Below are 15,142 nucleotides of genomic sequence, written 5' to 3'. Positions count from 1 at the left end.
TGTGGCATACATACAGCCACTATCACGAATTATCATTAAAAACAGGTTGCTGCTGTATTTTGTACAGATACGGGCCCGATTACCGGTAACCCATTTAGAATTCTGCACTTTTGGGGGTCCGGGGAAAAGCGATCACATCCCGGATATTGCTCATCCCTGTTACAAACTGTATCATCCGCTCAAAGCCCAGGCCGAACCCGGAATGCGGTACGGTTCCAAAACGGCGGGTATCCAGGTACCACCAGAGTTCTTCTTCGGGGATACCCATTTTTTCCATCTTTTCCAGCAACACATCCAGCCGTTCTTCCCGTTGCGATCCGCCCACAATTTCACCGATACCCGGAGCCAGGATATCCATCGCGGCCACCGTTTTCCCGTCCTCATTGATACGCATATAAAACGCCTTAATGGATGCAGGGTAGTTCATCAGGATCACCGGCTTTTTAAAATGTTTCTCCACCAGATACCGCTCATGTTCACTTTGCAGATCCATTCCCCACCCGGTAACAGGGTACTGGAATTTCTTTTTCTTATTATGATTGCTTTCCTTTAAAATGTCGATGGCTTCGGTATAGGACAGGCGCTGGAAATCGTTGTTCAATACAAATTCCAGCTTTTCGATCAATCCCATTTCGCTGCGTTTATCCTGCGGCAGCTGTTTTTCTTCATCTGCCAGGCGCTGTGCCAGGAAATCCAGATCTTCCCGGTTGTTTTCCAATACATACCGGATGATATATTTAATAAATTCCTCGGCAAGATTGGCATTGTCTTCAAGATCATAGAAGGCCATCTCCGGTTCAATCATCCAGAATTCGGCCAGGTGCCGCGCGGTATTGCTGTTCTCTGCGCGGAAGGTAGGGCCAAAAGTATAGATCTCGCCAAAAGCAGTAGCGCCTAATTCACCTTCCAATTGCCCACTTACCGTTAAATTTGTCGATTTTCCAAAAAAATCTTCTTTAAAATTCACAGAACCATCTTCGTTTCTTGGTGTATTTTCAAAAGGGAGGGTGGTTACCCGGAACATTTCCCCGGCGCCTTCCGCATCACTGGCGGTAACGATCGGCGTGTGCAGATATACAAATCCCTTATCATTAAAAAAACGGTGTACGGCAAATGCCAACGCGTGTCTTACACGGAAAACGGCACCAAATGTATTGGTCCGGAAACGCAAATGCGCCTTTTCTCTTAAAAATTCCAGGGAGTGTTTTTTGGGTTGCAGGGGATACGCCTCTGCATCCGAGTCGCCGAGTATTTCAATCGTATCGGCCTTTACCTCCAGCTTCTGGCCCTTTCCTACAGAAGGCACAACGGTTCCCGTTATCTTCAATGATGCCGAGGTGGTGATCCGCTTTAACAAGGATTCATCAAACATCCCCAAAGTGGCCACCACCTGCAAATTGGTATTGGTAGATCCGTCATTCAAAGCGATAAACTGGTTATTTCTGAACGTACGTACCCATCCCATTACGGTAACTTGCTGTTCTGCCGGCTCCTGCTGTAGGAGTTCTTTAATTTTAATCCTTTTGTTAAACATATTACTTTTCTTGAGCGGCAAAGATAGTCACAAGAAGTGTTTTTGCCACCCTTGAGGTATGGAAACAGCCATCCGGCGGGTTACTCATCAACAGCAATCAATGATATGCGGCATACTGTTGTAATTTTTATTGTTCCGGGCAGCGGATGTATGAACCGGCAGCGCTGCACATCACGCTTCAAATCAACCCGACCCGCATACCTCCGAAACACATTATTCCCGCAGCAGTCCTTCACCCGATACACCAGCAATTCTGGCTATCTTTGTGTTAATGATCCGACTGCTTTTTATTATTACCGCTAGCCTTTTGATAACCGGGTGCGATGACCTCCGGCCCAAGCCCGCCGCACCTGTTACAGAACAAAAGGAACCACCTGTTAAAGCAAATGAAGGGGTAATCATCACAGCTGTGGGCGATATGATGCTGGGATCCGATTTTCCCGATCGAAGGAGAATGCCCAGGCGGAATATTCTGGCGCCATTGACGGACTCCTTAAGATCGGGCGATTTCCTGATCGGGAACCTGGAAGGGGTTATTACCAGCGTACCCGTTCCCGAAAAAAAATGTATCAATCCCAAAAACTGTTATGCGTTCCGTATGCCGCCCGGGTCTGAGCATTATTTCAAAGAAGCCGGCTTCGACTTTTTAAGTCTTGCCAACAATCATTCCGGCGACTTCGGTAATGCCGGGCTGGCGCAAACCATGCAGCTGCTTGAAAAAAGCGGCATCGGCTTTGCCGGCATCAAACATCATCAGGCACACCGGATTATTCATAAAAACGGCATCCGCTATGGCGTGATTGCGGCAGGCTTTGGCTGGAGACACCTGCATATTGGTCATCCGGAGCAAACCACAGCCCTGATACGTCGGATAAAAGACAGCACCGACCTGCTGATTGTTTATTTTCACGGGGGAGCGGAGGGCGACGGCATGGACCGGGTATTGAAACGGAAAGAATTGTTTCACGGAGAAGACCGGGGAGATATGCATGCATTTGCCCGGGCCTGCGTGGATGCCGGTGCCGACCTGGTTTTGGGAAGCGGCCCCCATGTGGCGCGGGGTTTGGAGCTATACCGCAATAAGCTGATCGCCTACAGCCTGGGCAATTATGCCACCTACGGTCCCATAAGCCTGAAAGGCTCCCTGGGAATGGCGCCCATTTTGAAGGTGCGGATGAACAGGAACGGGGATTTTGCCGGCGGCCGGATCATTTCTACCATCCAACTGCCCGGAAATGACCAAACCCCCAGGCTGGATTCGGCTGAAACGGTGGCAGTTAGGATGCAACAGTTAAGCCTGAAGGACTTTCCCAAAAGCCCGTTAAGAATTACCCAAAAAGGGGAGATAATAATTAAAAAATTTTGATTTTTCCCAAAAGGTAGTAATTTTGCTGAAGAAATGACCCTATCAACATATGATCATCTCTGCTGAATGATAATATCAATTATCATTTGTCAATCCAAAAAACTTGAATTCTTTACCAAATTATTATCACACTTAAGATTTAATCTTTTGATTAATCCCGCACATTTATGTATGATATTTTACAATTGAACGATATGCTCGTTCCAGAACTGTTAGACATTGCCGAACAGTTAAAGATTCCTAACGCCAAAAAATTGAACAAGCAGGACCTGGTTTACAAAATTCTGGACAGCCAGGCTGTAACCGGTTCTAAAGCTTCCTCTGAAGACCGCCCCAAAAGAAAACGCATTGTAAAAGCCACTACCTCTATCGGTACAGAAGAAGCTTTTGTGGAAGAAGAAGGAAAGGAAGAAGAACCTGCAGAAAAAACCGTAAAAGCACCTGCGAAAAAAGCAGCCGCCAAAAAAACGGCCGCCAAACCGGCGCCTGCAGCTGCCGCCCCGGCCGGCAAAAAGAAAAAAGCGCCTTCTAAAAAAGAGGAAGAAGAGCCTGTTGCAAAACAAGAACCGGCTACTGCTGAAAACAGTAACGGAGACGCAGAAGAAACAGAAACCGTATTTAAAACTGATGCTGCTACAGAAGCCTTTATTTTACAGGCCTTGAAAGCAACCGAAAAATACGATGCGCCTGTTCCACCCATATTGGAAGAAACAGATTACCCTGTTGAAAATAAAGTATACGCATCCAAAAAAGATACAAACCCTTCATTTAACGTGGAGTTCGACGGAATGATCCTGAGCGAAGGCGTTCTGGAAATGATGCCGGATGGTTATGGATTCCTCCGGTCTTCTGACTATAACTACCTCTCCAGTCCCGATGATGTATATGTATCTCCTTCACAGATAAAATTATTTGGTTTAAAAACCGGCGACACTATCCATGGTGCGGTACGCCCTCCAAAAGAAGGTGAAAAATATTTCGCCCTTTTAAAAGTGGATACCATCAATGGTAAAAAACCGGATGAGGTAAGAGACCGGGTACCGTTTGATTACCTGACCCCGCTGTTTCCTTACGAAAAATTAAACCTGTTCACCCGTCCTTCAGATCTGTCCACAAGGATCATCGATCTCTTTACACCTATTGGTAAAGGACAGCGTGGACTGATTGTGGCACAACCGAAAACCGGTAAAACCATGTTGCTGAAAGCAGTGGCCAATGCCATTGCAGAAAATCACCCGGAGTGTTACTTAATGGTGGTGCTGGTTGATGAGCGTCCGGAAGAGGTAACCGATATGGAGCGGAGCGTAAGAGCGGAAGTGATCGCATCTACCTTTGATGAACCCGCTGAGAAGCACGTAAAGGTTTCTACGGTAGCCTTGCAAAAGGCAAAACGCCTGGTAGAATGTGGCCATGATGTGGTGATCCTTTTGGATTCTATTACCCGCTTAGCCCGCGCGCATAATACCGTATCCCCCGCATCCGGTAAAGTGTTGAGCGGTGGTGTGGAAGCAAACGCTATGCAGAAACCCAAACAATTCTTTGGTGCCGCCCGTAAAATTGAAAACGGCGGATCGCTGACCATTCTTGCAACGGCCTTAATTGATACCGGCAGCAAGATGGATGAAGTGATCTTTGAAGAGTTTAAAGGAACCGGTAACATGGAACTACAGTTGGATAGAAGGCTTTCCAACAAACGGGTTTACCCGGCTATTGACCTTACCGCATCTTCTACAAGAAGGGATGACCTTCTGCTGGATAAAGATGTATTACAACGCATGAATTTACTGCGCGTATACCTGGCGGATATGAAGACAGAAGAAGCAATGACGGAACTGCTTCGCCGCATGAAAGGAACCAAAAGCAATGAAGAGTTTTTGGCAAGCATGAATTCCTAAAAATACAGGTCTGTATTGAACTTATACAAGCATGCGATACCGGTTGGTATCGCATGCTTTTTTATATAAACGGGTTCCCCACTCAAAAATAAAATATTCGGGAACGCTGTTTTATTCATCAGCAGAACCATTACTTTTGTTTACAACAATAATTGTCATTTTGAAAGTTCTAATGTAGAAAAACCAGGCATTTTTATGGCAGCAAAGTATAGTAATCAATCCCGTTATGCCGTAGCTGTGGATTGCATCGTTTTTGGGTATGACGGACAGAATCTGAAGATCCTGCTGATAAAACGCGCGCTTACCCCGCTCAAAGGCCGGTGGAGTTTAATGGGTGGTTTTGTTGCAAAAAATGAAAGTGCCGATCAGGCGGCAAGCCGCATCCTGGCTTCACTCACAGGTCTTACAGATATTTACCAGGAGCAGTTTTATACCTTTACCAATCCCGACAGGGATACACAGGAGCGCACGGTTTCCATTGCGTATTTTTCACTGATCGATATAAAAAAATACAGGGAGATCCTCAGCGATGCTTACCAGGCCGAATGGTTTTCCATAAAGGATTTCCCCAACCTGATCTTTGATCATGAAGAGATGGTAAAAATGGCAAAAAAGCGGCTGCAATACAAAGCTACTTCTCATGCCATCCTGTTTGAACTGCTTCCCGATAAATTTACACTGCCGTTGCTGCAAAGTCTTTTTGAAGATGTATTTGAAACCGGTTTTGATAAAGGCAACTTCAGCCGTAAAATGCTTTCTACGGGGTTATTGCAGAAACAACGGGATAAGGATAAAACCGGATCGAAAAAGGGTGCCTATTTTTATAAACTGGACCGCAAGAATTACCAGCAGAACCTGCATAAGATCCTGAAGCTGGTACCCAATCCAAACAATATTCTATAAGGCCCGGATGCTGATTAAATCGCTGACTGGTTTTGTTTATCAGCTCATACAGAAGCAGGCTCCGGACTTATGATGGAAGAAAGAACCGGTACCGCACTTAATAAAAACAAGCCATCAGGAGGTGGCATCCGTTGCCTTATCCGCAGCAGCACCGGTGTCTGTAGCGGCAGTATCTGTTTTTTTGTTTCCGAAAAGATCCTGCATCCATTTTTCAGCACCGGGAAAATGTTCTTTCAAAGAATCCATGCCCTTGGTGGCCAGCTCCGAAAAATAATCCTTTGCCTGCTCTGCAGAAGCCGTAGCATCGTCCTTTAATTTATTTGCTTTTTCTTTGAGGTTGTTCATCATTTTCTCTTTTTCCTCATCGCTCATGCTGGTGTATTTACCGGCCGCCAGCCCTGCCAGCGCTCCCAGAATAAAAGTGGCTATGTGTTTGTTGTTTACCATAAGAAATCATTTAATGTGAATCAATAGATATCTAAATATACTAAATTTTATCGGTTACTTACGGGAAGCAGCAGCCGTGCCTGTCAGCTTCATTTCACGGATCAGATGCCCTGCTCCCGCATATTTTTCAATAATGAATAATACATACCGGATGTCTACCATAATGTTCCGGCAAATGGAAGCATCGTAGCTGATATCACTCATCGTGCCTTCCCATACCCGGTCAAAATTGATGCCCACCAGGTGGCCTTTTGCGTCCAGTACGGGGCTGCCGCTGTTGCCGCCCGTTGTATGGTTGGAAGCAATAAAGCACACCGGCAACCGGTTACCGCCGGCGGGGTTCTTTACCCCATAACGGCCATAGTCTTTCTTCAGATACAGCTGGCGCAATTTTTCCGGTACGTCAAATTCATAATCGCCGGGTTTATACTTTTCCATTACACCCTCCAGGTAGGTATAATAGTCGTAAGTGATACCATCCGCCGGGTTATACCCATCTACCTTTCCAAAACCAACACGAAGCGTACTGTTGGCATCCGGGTAAAACTTTTTATCGGTAAGCACCTGGGTCTGTGCCTGCATATAATCCCGTTGTAAACCGTTAATTTGTGCCTGCAGTTCATTTAACCTGGGTGCTACCTCCCGGTCGTAAAAATCGGTGATGCCAATCATCAGCTTTGCTGACGGGTCCGTTTCAAAAGAACGGAAAAGTTCCGCAGGATCCGATCTTACCCCGTTTAATACTTTTGTTGCATCCAGGAAAATGCTGTTGGCATACAGTGCATTGGCCCATTGTTGATAATTTTTTCCATGCTGTTCAAATTGCTGCCGCGCAACCGGCGCTATATAAGATGCCTGTTGCTTTTCCATATACAGGGGAAGCAGGGCCGAAAAAATATCTTTATCTACCTCAACGCTCAGGTTCTTGTAAAGTTCCGTGAGGCTTTCCAGCTGTTTCTCCTGCTCCTTTTCATAGGTTGGTTTTCCGGTTGCCGCTTTCAAGGCCCGCAGCCGTTTGATGATGCCGAACAATTCGATCTTCCCGGTGATTTCAAGATAGTAATCGCGTGTAAGAGCATAGGGCTCGATGGCTTTGTACGCTTTATTCAGATCCGGTAATGTATGCCCATACGTTGCGTTCAGTACGTTGCCGGCTTCCAGTTTCTTTTGAAAATCTGCTTCATACTGCAATTTTTTTTGCAACCCGTTGGTGCGTGTCAACCCCAGTACTTCTCCCTGCCATTTCTTCCAGGCGTTGGCAATGCCTGCATATTTGGAGGCATATTTTATTTTCAGCGCCTCATCCGCCCGCATATACCGGTTCATAACGCCAAGGGTTTTGTCCCTTACCAAAATCTTGGCAGGATCGTTTACTTCCATGATCTGTCTTACAGCCTCACTGGGAAGGTACTCTGTAGTGCGGCCCGGGAAGCCAAAAACCATGGTAAAATCGTTCTGCTGCATGCCGCTCAGGGAAATAGTTAAGGCCTTTTTAGGCACATAGGGCAGGTTTTCCGGCGAATATGCTGCCGGCCGGTTATCTTTTCCTGCATAGATCCTGAAAACACTAAAATCACCGGTATGCCGCGGCCACATCCAGTTATCCGAGTCCTGGCCAAAATTTCCGATACTGGAAGGCGGTGCCCCCACCAGCCGTACGTCATTATATGTTTCTGTTACAAACAGATAATATTTATTCCCTTCAAAAAAAGGACTGATCAGTACATTTTCGAAATTGCCCAGTGTTGTTGCTTTTTTCAATGCACTGATGTTCCGGTCAACAATGCTTTGCCGCTCCGGTTCTTTCATTTGTTTAGACACGCCCTTTAATACCTGGTCCGATACATCGTCTATGCGCACAATAAATGTTACATACAAACCAGCGTTGGGTAATTCTTCCGCCTGATTCCGCGCCCAAAAACCGTCCCTGATGTAATTTTTATCCAGCGTTGAATGTTTCTGCACCGATTCAAATCCGCAGTGATGATTGGTTAGCACCAGTCCTTTTTCCGAAACAACCTCGCCTGTGCAAAAGCCGCCAAAACTTACAATAGCATCCTTGAGGCTCCCTTTATTAATATCATAAATATCTTTTGCGCTGATTTTCATTCCCAGCTGCTGCATCCGTTTTTCATTCAGGCTTTCCAGTAACTGTGGGAGCCACATTCCTTCATCGGCTTTCGCCAGCACTATGGACAGCAATCCGGCCGTCAGGCCGAAAAATTTTTTAAAAAAAGACATCATTTTCAGAATTTATAATCAGGCAAGATAAAATAAATTTGATTACTTACTTACATTCGTTTTTAATGCCTGCCTTTGATTTTTCCGCCTTTTGGAGGCCTTTTTGTCCCCAACAGCCTGTGAATTACGTATTAATAATGTGCATAACCCACCGTGAAACGTGTATGTGAAATGTATTACCGGATGAAAGTTTGCCGTACCGGTGCGTGTTTTCAATTTTCGGTGGACTGTCTTCAATTTATACCAACAATATTAACATAGTGTAAATTTAATATGTCTTTCCTCCGTTGTAAACATTCCGTAATTCACATTTTTGTGAATAAGCAACCGTAACCAATATGATTCGTAACTTCATTATGTGAATAACTGTTGAATAGCTGTGGGTAACGGTGATCCTGAAAAAAATAAAATGCGTGCATAAAGCAGTTATCCACTAATTCACAGCCGTAATAATAATAGAGATTTTTAAATAAATAATTAATATAAATATTATTAAAGGTCAAAAGGGTCATTTGAAAAAACTTTGATTTTTTATTTGGCTTGGTCGTATCATTGCAGGTACAAAATTTTTCAATCATGAATTCAGGTATTTTGGAAACAGCAAAAAGTGATTTAGACCGGAACGGTTTTCTGGATATCGCCGTGGATCCGAAGTTGGATCTGTTTGTTGAAATTGAAAAATTGAAGAAGGAGAAAAATGCGGTGATCCTGGCGCACTACTACCAGGAGCCGGATATCCAGGACATTGCGGATTACATTGGCGACAGCCTGGGATTGGCACAGGAAGCACAAAAGACCAATGCGGATATGATCGTTTTTGCGGGTGTGCATTTCATGGCCGAAACGGCGAAGATCCTGAACCCGACGAAAAAAGTAGTGATCCCCGATTTTAAAGCGGGCTGCTCTTTGAGCGACAGCTGTCCCCCGCCGTTGTTTCAAAAATTCAAAGAACAACATCCGGATCATGTGGTGGTGAGTTATATCAACTGCAGTGCAGGCATTAAAGCATTGAGCGATGTGATTGTTACCAGTAGCAATGCGCGGGTGATTGTTGAAAGTTTTCCCAAAGACCAGAAGATCATTTTTGCACCGGATAAGAACCTGGGGGCGTATATCAATAAAGTTACCGGCAGGGATATGCTGCTGTGGAATGGTGCCTGTATGGTACATGAAATATTCAGTCTTGAGAAGATTACTCGGCTGAAGCATCAGCATCCGGAGGCCAAGCTAATTGCACATCCCGAATGTGAGGAGCCCTTGTTGCGGATGGCGGATTATATCGGATCCACTACCGGGTTACTGAAGTATACGCGGGAAGATGATGCCACTGCGTACATTGTGGCTACAGAAACAGGGATCCTTCATCAGATGGAAAAAGCGAGCCCGGAGAAAACATTCATTCCGGCACCTCCGGATAACAGCTGCGCCTGTAACGATTGCCCGCATATGAAACGGAACACGCTCGAGAAACTTTATCTCTGCATGAAGTATGAAATGCCGGATATCATTATGGATGAAACCCTGCGACTGGCCGCCAAGAAACCCATCGACCGTATGCTGGAAATCAGTGCTGCAGCCGGTTTGTAACTGCACTTTCTGTAATAGCGTATGATAAAGCGATTGAATTTTTTGCTGGCTTTTTTGGCGCTGCAGCCGGTTGTGTTGTTTTCGCAACAACCTATGTTGCGGACAACACAAACAATTGAGTTGAAAAAGGGTCGCCCGTTCCCGCTAAAGATTCCGGTTGGATACCAGATATATGTGGCCGCCCAGGGTTTGGAGCGGCCTCGTTTTTTTTCGCGGAGCCCGGAGGGGCGGTTGTTTGTTACCGATATGCACGATCGGAGCGATAATAAAAAAGGCCGGGTGTTGATTTTGGAACAATGGGATGAGAAGAAAAAATCATTTGGAAAAATTACCACCTTTTTAAATGGTTTGCATAATCCAAACCAGGTAGCATTTTATACTTCCGGTGGACAAACATATATCTATATTGCCGAAACAGGCAAGTTGAGTTATTATAAATATACTCCCGGTGATTCTGTAGCTTCGGGCAAACCTGTGGTGATTGCTACTTTCCCTGATTACGGATTGAGTTATAAATATGGCGGATGGCACCTGACGCGGAGCATCGCCTTTTACCGGAATAAAATTTATGTAAGTGTTGGCAGCAGTTGTGATGCCTGTGTGGAAACGGAAGATGTGCGCGCTACAGTTTTGGAAATGGACCCGGATGGAAGCCATCAGCGGATTTTTGCCCGGGGCATCCGGAATGCGGTGGGGATAAAGTGGGTAAAGGATGCGCTTTGGGTTACCCATATGGGTAGAGATAACCGTGGACCGGATAAGCCGGAAGAATTATTTCACACGGTTGTGGATAATGGTTTTTATGGATGGCCTTATTATTATCAGTACCGGAAAACGATTATTGCAGACACACAATTTTTAAAAAGTAAAAGACCTTCGTTTGTAAGAAAGCCTGCTATTGCACCTTATGCATTTAAAGCACATTCAGCTCCTTTAGGATTTGAATATGTAACGGATTTTGATGATCCGCTGCTGAGCAATACGTTCCTGGTGGCTTTGCACGGCAGCACCAGCGTATGGCGGCAACGTGGAAATGCTATTGTACAACTGACAGCAGATGGTGGGTATCGGGAAGTGATCAGTGGATTCCTTCAGGGAAAAACAGAAAATACCCGTTATGGACGGCCTTGTGATATCATCCAGTGGAGCAGACGTGCATTTTTTATCAGCGATGATAAGAACGGAGTTATTTATTTTTTAGAAAAACGGTGATAGCTGCATCGATTCTTTATTAAACTTTATTGTAACAAAATAATTAACTTTATTTGCAGCTGTTATTAAACCATTTGTTTTATGAAATTACTTGAGAATAAAATTGCCATTGTTACAGGTGCGGCGCGTGGAATTGGGGAAGCGATCGTGGATAAGTTTGCAGAACAGGGAGCCGCTGTAGCGTTTTCTTATGTAAGCGACAGCAGTGCTGAAAAGGCAAATGCTATAGTAAACAAATGGAGCGAAAGAGGAGTGCGGATCAAGGCCTGGCAGAGCAATGCGGGGGATATGGAAGCTTGCGGACATTTTGTTTCGGAGGTGTTGAAGGAATTTGGTACAGTGGATATTTGTGTAAACAACGCTGGAATTTCTAAGGATAATTTGTTGCTGAGAATGACACAGGAACAATGGGAAACCGTGTTGCAGGTGAATCTAAACAGTGTCTTCTATATGACCAAGCAGATCATTAAACCAATGATGAAAGCGAGGAGCGGTAGCATCATTAATATGAGTTCGGTGATCGGAGTGATGGGAAATGCAGGACAAGCCAGCTATGCAGCCAGTAAGGCAGGTATTATCGGTTTTACAAAAAGTGTGGCAAAGGAACTTGGAAGCCGCAATATTCGTTGCAATGCCATAGCACCGGGATTTGTGGAAACGGATATGACAAGTTATTTACATGATGGCGATGCATCAGCCAAATATCTTTCAGATATCCCGTTGGGAAAATTTGCAAAGGCAGAAGATATTGCTAATACAGCTTTGTTCCTGGCTTCTGGTATGGGATCGTATATCACCGGGCAAACGATTAGTGTTTGCGGCGGATTAAATATTTAATAACCTTCGCTTGCGGGTTTTACCCATTTATCCTTTGGTTCAAAATAATGCCAGAGGATTGCCGAAAGTTTCCGGGTTAAAACCCAGGCCTCGTTTTGATGGTTCCAACTGGTATCTTTATTATCCTTTGTAAAGATGCTGAATATATAAGGTTGATTGGGGGCATTTACCAAAAGAATTTCATTCCGGTTTTCATCTACGCATCCGTTCTTACTGTATACTTCTATATAAGGGGGGACCTGTGAGGTACCTTCATCAGTATCCCAAAGGTTTCTGCCCAGGCAGCGTTGCATACGCTCGCAGGCGGCTGGTGAAAAAATTTTATTCCGGTAAATGTCTTCAAAAATACGGGCCATTTCTCTGGGTGTTGTTTGTCCCCATCCGTTTGCGTCCTGAAAGGCTTTTCTACCGGGCGTTCTGGAATTTACTTTTGTATCCGGATAACCCAGGCTGTCTAAAAGTTCATTGATCCTTGTACCGGTGCCGGCCAGCTTTTGCAACCACAGGCTGGCAGTGTTATCACTCGTGGTAAGCATCAGCATCATCAGTTTTTGTAAACGGAGTTTTCCGCCATTTTTAAATTCACCCAGGATATCCTCACCGGCATAGTAAAGGGAGTCATAATAAATCACGGAAGAATCATAGTGATATACGCCGTTCCGGATCTTATCCATAATGCCGATCAGTATGGGAACTTTGATGATACTGGCCGTTGCAAATACGGTATCTGCATTAATGGTAACGGTTTTCCCGGTTTTCAGATTTTTTATATAGATACCGATGGTTCCGTTAAATCCTTTAATGGCGTTGTGAACCATACCAGCTAACTTTTGATCTGTTTGCTGGGCGTTGCCAAAGAGTGAAAATAACAGTAAAAAGAGTGTTATGCAGTGGCGAAGCATTGTTGATGATTTATGGGGAGTGTGTATTTAAAAGTAGGAACTTTTACGGAAAGTTTTATAGTAAAATCTTTTTGTCTATTTTTATCAGGAAAGTTTCAGAACTGAATCATTGAATCATCTACAGATGTTGCTGAGGCATTTACATTTTTTGAAATTGGTATTGCTGCATGGCTTAACCGCTTTCGGAGGTCCTCAGGCCCACCTGGCGATGATGATGAAAACCTTTGTAAAACAAACGCCGTATATAACGGAGAAGGAGTTGATGGAGTACAATGCATTTTGTCAGTTGCTTCCGGGCGCCTCTTCCACGCAAACACTCACTCTTATTGGGTTTAAAAGAGGAGGGATACCACTGGCCATTCTTACGCTGCTTGTTTGGATACTTCCTGCCTGTTGCATTATGGGGGCATTATCATTTTTGGTAAATTATCTGAATGGGGAGGATAGTCTGAATATTTTCAAGTTTGTTGTGCCTATGGCTGCAGGGTTTTTAATTTATGCCTGTGTGTCGGTCTTCCCATTCTCTGTAAATAATACCGTTACGCTGGTAATTGCACTGGCATCGGGTCTTATTACCTTCTTTTTCTTTGGGCGGCCCTTTATTGTTCCAGTGTTGATTGTAGCGGGAGGAGTAGTGACTAACCTGAGTAAGAAACGGATCCCGCAGGTTGACGTAAAACCAGGGAAGATACAATGGTGGAATATCTGGTTGTTTGCGATTATTTTTATTCTCGCGGGTATCTTCAGCGAGTTGGCCCGTAAGAATGAATGGGAGTACCGGAAGCCGGTGAATCTTTTTGAAAATAATTACCGGATGGGAAGTTTGGTTTTTGGAGGTGGTAATGTGTTAATGCCCATCATGTATGAGCAATACAGCGTGCGGCCGGATGAGGTGAAGGAGAAGAATCCCAATGCTATAAAGATCGATAAGGGGGAGATGCTCACGGGTATTGGTATGGTGCGGGCCATGCCAGGACCTGTTTTTTCTATTGCTTCCTATACAGGCGGATTGGCATTGAAGGATATGGGCCCGTCTATGCAGGTACTGGGTGCTATTATCGGGATGGTTGGTATCTTTTTACCAAGCGCATTGCTGGTACTTTTTTTCTTTCCGATCTGGAACATGCTGAAGAAGTATTCGGTGATCTATCGCTCGCTGGAGGGAATCAATGCTTCGGTTACGGGGATCATGCTGGGTTCAACCGTATATATTATAAAGGATCTTTCAATATTTGATATTGGTTCCATTGAAATTACCAACCTGTTGGTTGTTCTGGGAACGTCTGCGGTGTTGATCTTTACCAAGCTTCCGGCACCGGTGCTGGTATTTCTTTGCCTGCTGTTGGGTTATTTTCTGAAGTAACCCGATTTTTCAATTTCCTCAATAACGTTTTCAGGTAGTAAATAGCGGATGGATTTTTTTGCCCGGATCAGCTGGCGGATGGCCGTAGCTGATATTTCAAGCAGGGGAGCGTTTAGTACTTGGATATTGTTACCTAAACTGATGTCTATCTTGAAGCCAGGTCTGTTATATATTAATATATTATAATTTTCTAATATATATTTATAGTTCTTCCACTTTTGTATATTTTGAAAACTGTCTCCACCAAGGATAACAGCAAATTCATGCTGAGGGTATTTCTCCGTTAGATGTGCCAGGGTTACCGCCGTATAGGAAGGTCTGGGTAATGTGAATTCAATATCCGTGGCCTGCATCCGGGTATCTGCATCAATAGCCAAACGCGTTAAATGCAGCCGTTGATTTTCATTCAAAAGGGAGGTGGTTTCCTTTAGCGGGTTGTGTGGAGAAACTACGAACCATATTTTTTCTACCAGTCCTTCATTAAGGATATGATTGGCAATAATCAGGTGCGCATGATGAATGGGGTTAAAGGAACCAAAGAACAAACCAATTTGCATAGCACTAGTTTACCGTGGATACAACAATAAATCTTGCTTCATCCAGTCGCAGGCTAAGGATATACCCGGCTACTGAAATTGAGATCGGATCATTTAAGGGGGCTACTTTAATAATTTCAATCTCTTCACCGGGCAGGCAGCCCATTTCCATCAGCTTCAGGAAGATCTCTTCCGTGGTAAATTTCTGTATGCGGGCACGTTGCCCGGGTTTTAGGTCTGAAAGAAGAAGTTCCTTTTGTTGTTCCATGCTGCAAATCTAACTATTGTGAGTTGTGTTTTATTTACGAATTTTGAAAAA

General features: G+C 44.5%; 13 protein-coding genes. 7 read left to right on the top strand and 6 right to left on the bottom strand.

What is annotated here, in order from left to right; translation table 11 throughout:
- Window positions 1-94: 94 nt before the first annotated feature.
- Complete coding sequence (gene asnS, locus LQ567_RS16140; RefSeq protein WP_231005908.1) at window positions 95-1,534, bottom strand: asparagine--tRNA ligase; 1,440 nt, start codon at window positions 1,532-1,534, stop codon at window positions 95-97.
- Window positions 1,535-1,805: 271 nt separating this feature from the next.
- On the opposite strand from asnS, the gene LQ567_RS16135 reads away from it, so the two are divergent.
- The 3 genes from LQ567_RS16135 (at window position 1,806) to LQ567_RS16125 (ending at window position 5,698) form a co-directional block, all read left to right on the top strand.
- On the top strand, window positions 1,806-2,900 hold the full coding sequence (locus tag LQ567_RS16135) for a CapA family protein (RefSeq protein WP_231005906.1): 1,095 nt from the start codon (window positions 1,806-1,808) through the stop codon (window positions 2,898-2,900).
- A gap of 167 nt (window positions 2,901-3,067) precedes the next feature.
- Window positions 3,068-4,795, top strand: coding sequence for a transcription termination factor Rho (gene rho / locus LQ567_RS16130; protein ID WP_262909617.1), 1,728 nt, complete (start codon window positions 3,068-3,070; stop codon window positions 4,793-4,795).
- A 195-nt stretch (window positions 4,796-4,990) separates the two neighbouring features.
- Window positions 4,991-5,698: an NUDIX hydrolase gene (locus LQ567_RS16125; RefSeq protein WP_231005904.1), complete on the top strand. Its 708-nt coding sequence runs from the start codon at window positions 4,991-4,993 to the stop codon at window positions 5,696-5,698.
- A 114-nt stretch (window positions 5,699-5,812) separates the two neighbouring features.
- Here the strand turns inward: LQ567_RS16125 and LQ567_RS16120 are convergent, their stop codons facing one another.
- Together LQ567_RS16120 and LQ567_RS16115 are read right to left on the bottom strand one after the other, a co-directional pair.
- Window positions 5,813-6,145, bottom strand: coding sequence for a hypothetical protein (locus tag LQ567_RS16120; RefSeq protein WP_231005902.1), 333 nt, complete (start codon window positions 6,143-6,145; stop codon window positions 5,813-5,815).
- Window positions 6,146-6,199: 54 nt separating this feature from the next.
- The gene (locus LQ567_RS16115) at window positions 6,200-8,389 is read right to left on the bottom strand and encodes a S46 family peptidase (protein WP_231005900.1); all 2,190 of its coding nucleotides are present in this window, start codon (window positions 8,387-8,389) and stop codon (window positions 6,200-6,202) included.
- Window positions 8,390-8,962: 573 nt separating this feature from the next.
- Between LQ567_RS16115 and nadA the strand changes: the two genes are divergently transcribed.
- The 3 genes from nadA (at window position 8,963) to fabG (ending at window position 12,022) form a co-directional block, all read left to right on the top strand.
- Window positions 8,963-9,973 carry a quinolinate synthase NadA gene (nadA, locus tag LQ567_RS16110; RefSeq protein WP_231005898.1) on the top strand — a complete coding sequence of 337 codons (1,011 nt, stop codon included), beginning with the start codon at window positions 8,963-8,965 and terminating at the stop codon, window positions 9,971-9,973.
- 21 nt (window positions 9,974-9,994) lie between these two features.
- Complete coding sequence (locus tag LQ567_RS16105; protein WP_231005896.1) at window positions 9,995-11,185, top strand: PQQ-dependent sugar dehydrogenase; 1,191 nt, start codon at window positions 9,995-9,997, stop codon at window positions 11,183-11,185.
- Between the two features lie 81 nt (window positions 11,186-11,266).
- Window positions 11,267-12,022, top strand: a complete 756-nt coding sequence (fabG, locus tag LQ567_RS16100) for a 3-oxoacyl-[acyl-carrier-protein] reductase (RefSeq protein ID WP_231005894.1) — start codon at window positions 11,267-11,269, stop codon at window positions 12,020-12,022.
- Here the strand turns inward: fabG and LQ567_RS16095 are convergent.
- Window positions 12,019-12,924 carry a serine hydrolase gene (locus tag LQ567_RS16095; protein ID WP_231005887.1) on the bottom strand — a complete coding sequence of 302 codons (906 nt, stop codon included), beginning with the start codon at window positions 12,922-12,924 and terminating at the stop codon, window positions 12,019-12,021. The two genes, fabG and LQ567_RS16095, sit on opposite strands and share 4 nt — an antisense overlap.
- Before the next feature lie 148 nt (window positions 12,925-13,072).
- Between LQ567_RS16095 and LQ567_RS16090 the strand changes: the two genes are divergently transcribed.
- Window positions 13,073-14,287, top strand: coding sequence for a chromate transporter (locus LQ567_RS16090; protein WP_231005885.1), 1,215 nt, complete (start codon window positions 13,073-13,075; stop codon window positions 14,285-14,287).
- Here the strand turns inward: LQ567_RS16090 and nadD are convergent.
- Window positions 14,272-14,844, bottom strand: a complete 573-nt coding sequence (gene nadD, locus LQ567_RS16085) for a nicotinate (nicotinamide) nucleotide adenylyltransferase (protein ID WP_231005883.1) — start codon at window positions 14,842-14,844, stop codon at window positions 14,272-14,274. The genes LQ567_RS16090 and nadD overlap by 16 nt on opposite strands.
- Window positions 14,845-14,848: 4 nt before the next feature.
- Window positions 14,849-15,091 carry a FeoA family protein gene (locus LQ567_RS16080; RefSeq protein ID WP_231005881.1) on the bottom strand — a complete coding sequence of 81 codons (243 nt, stop codon included), beginning with the start codon at window positions 15,089-15,091 and terminating at the stop codon, window positions 14,849-14,851.
- Between the last annotated feature and the right edge of the window lie 51 nt (window positions 15,092-15,142).

Source organism: Niabella pedocola, from assembly GCF_021044425.1.
Taxonomy (GTDB): Bacteria; Bacteroidota; Bacteroidia; order Chitinophagales; family Chitinophagaceae; genus Niabella; species Niabella pedocola.
The sequence above is the reverse complement of the archived record's forward strand: the minus strand, read 5'-3'. Positions and strand labels throughout refer to the sequence as shown.

Bases quoted from the DNA above. Each gene is read 5' to 3' on its own strand.
- LQ567_RS16105 (WP_231005896.1), top strand. From the start codon at position 9,995: ATGATAAAGCGATTGAATTTTTTGCTGGCTTTTTTGGCGCTGCAGCCG.
- LQ567_RS16125 (WP_231005904.1), top strand. From the start codon at position 4,991: ATGGCAGCAAAGTATAGTAATCAATCCCGTTATGCCGTAGCTGTGGAT.
- LQ567_RS16135 (WP_231005906.1), top strand. From the start codon at position 1,806: ATGATCCGACTGCTTTTTATTATTACCGCTAGCCTTTTGATAACCGGG.
- LQ567_RS16095 (WP_231005887.1), bottom strand. From the start codon at position 12,924: ATGCTTCGCCACTGCATAACACTCTTTTTACTGTTATTTTCACTCTTT.
- LQ567_RS16120 (WP_231005902.1), bottom strand. From the start codon at position 6,145: ATGGTAAACAACAAACACATAGCCACTTTTATTCTGGGAGCGCTGGCA.
- fabG (WP_231005894.1), top strand. From the start codon at position 11,267: ATGAAATTACTTGAGAATAAAATTGCCATTGTTACAGGTGCGGCGCGT.
- LQ567_RS16080 (WP_231005881.1), bottom strand. From the start codon at position 15,091: ATGGAACAACAAAAGGAACTTCTTCTTTCAGACCTAAAACCCGGGCAA.
- asnS (WP_231005908.1), bottom strand. From the start codon at position 1,534: ATGTTTAACAAAAGGATTAAAATTAAAGAACTCCTACAGCAGGAGCCG.
- LQ567_RS16115 (WP_231005900.1), bottom strand. From the start codon at position 8,389: ATGATGTCTTTTTTTAAAAAATTTTTCGGCCTGACGGCCGGATTGCTG.
- rho (WP_262909617.1), top strand. From the start codon at position 3,068: ATGTATGATATTTTACAATTGAACGATATGCTCGTTCCAGAACTGTTA.
- nadA (WP_231005898.1), top strand. From the start codon at position 8,963: ATGAATTCAGGTATTTTGGAAACAGCAAAAAGTGATTTAGACCGGAAC.
- nadD (WP_231005883.1), bottom strand. From the start codon at position 14,844: ATGCAAATTGGTTTGTTCTTTGGTTCCTTTAACCCCATTCATCATGCG.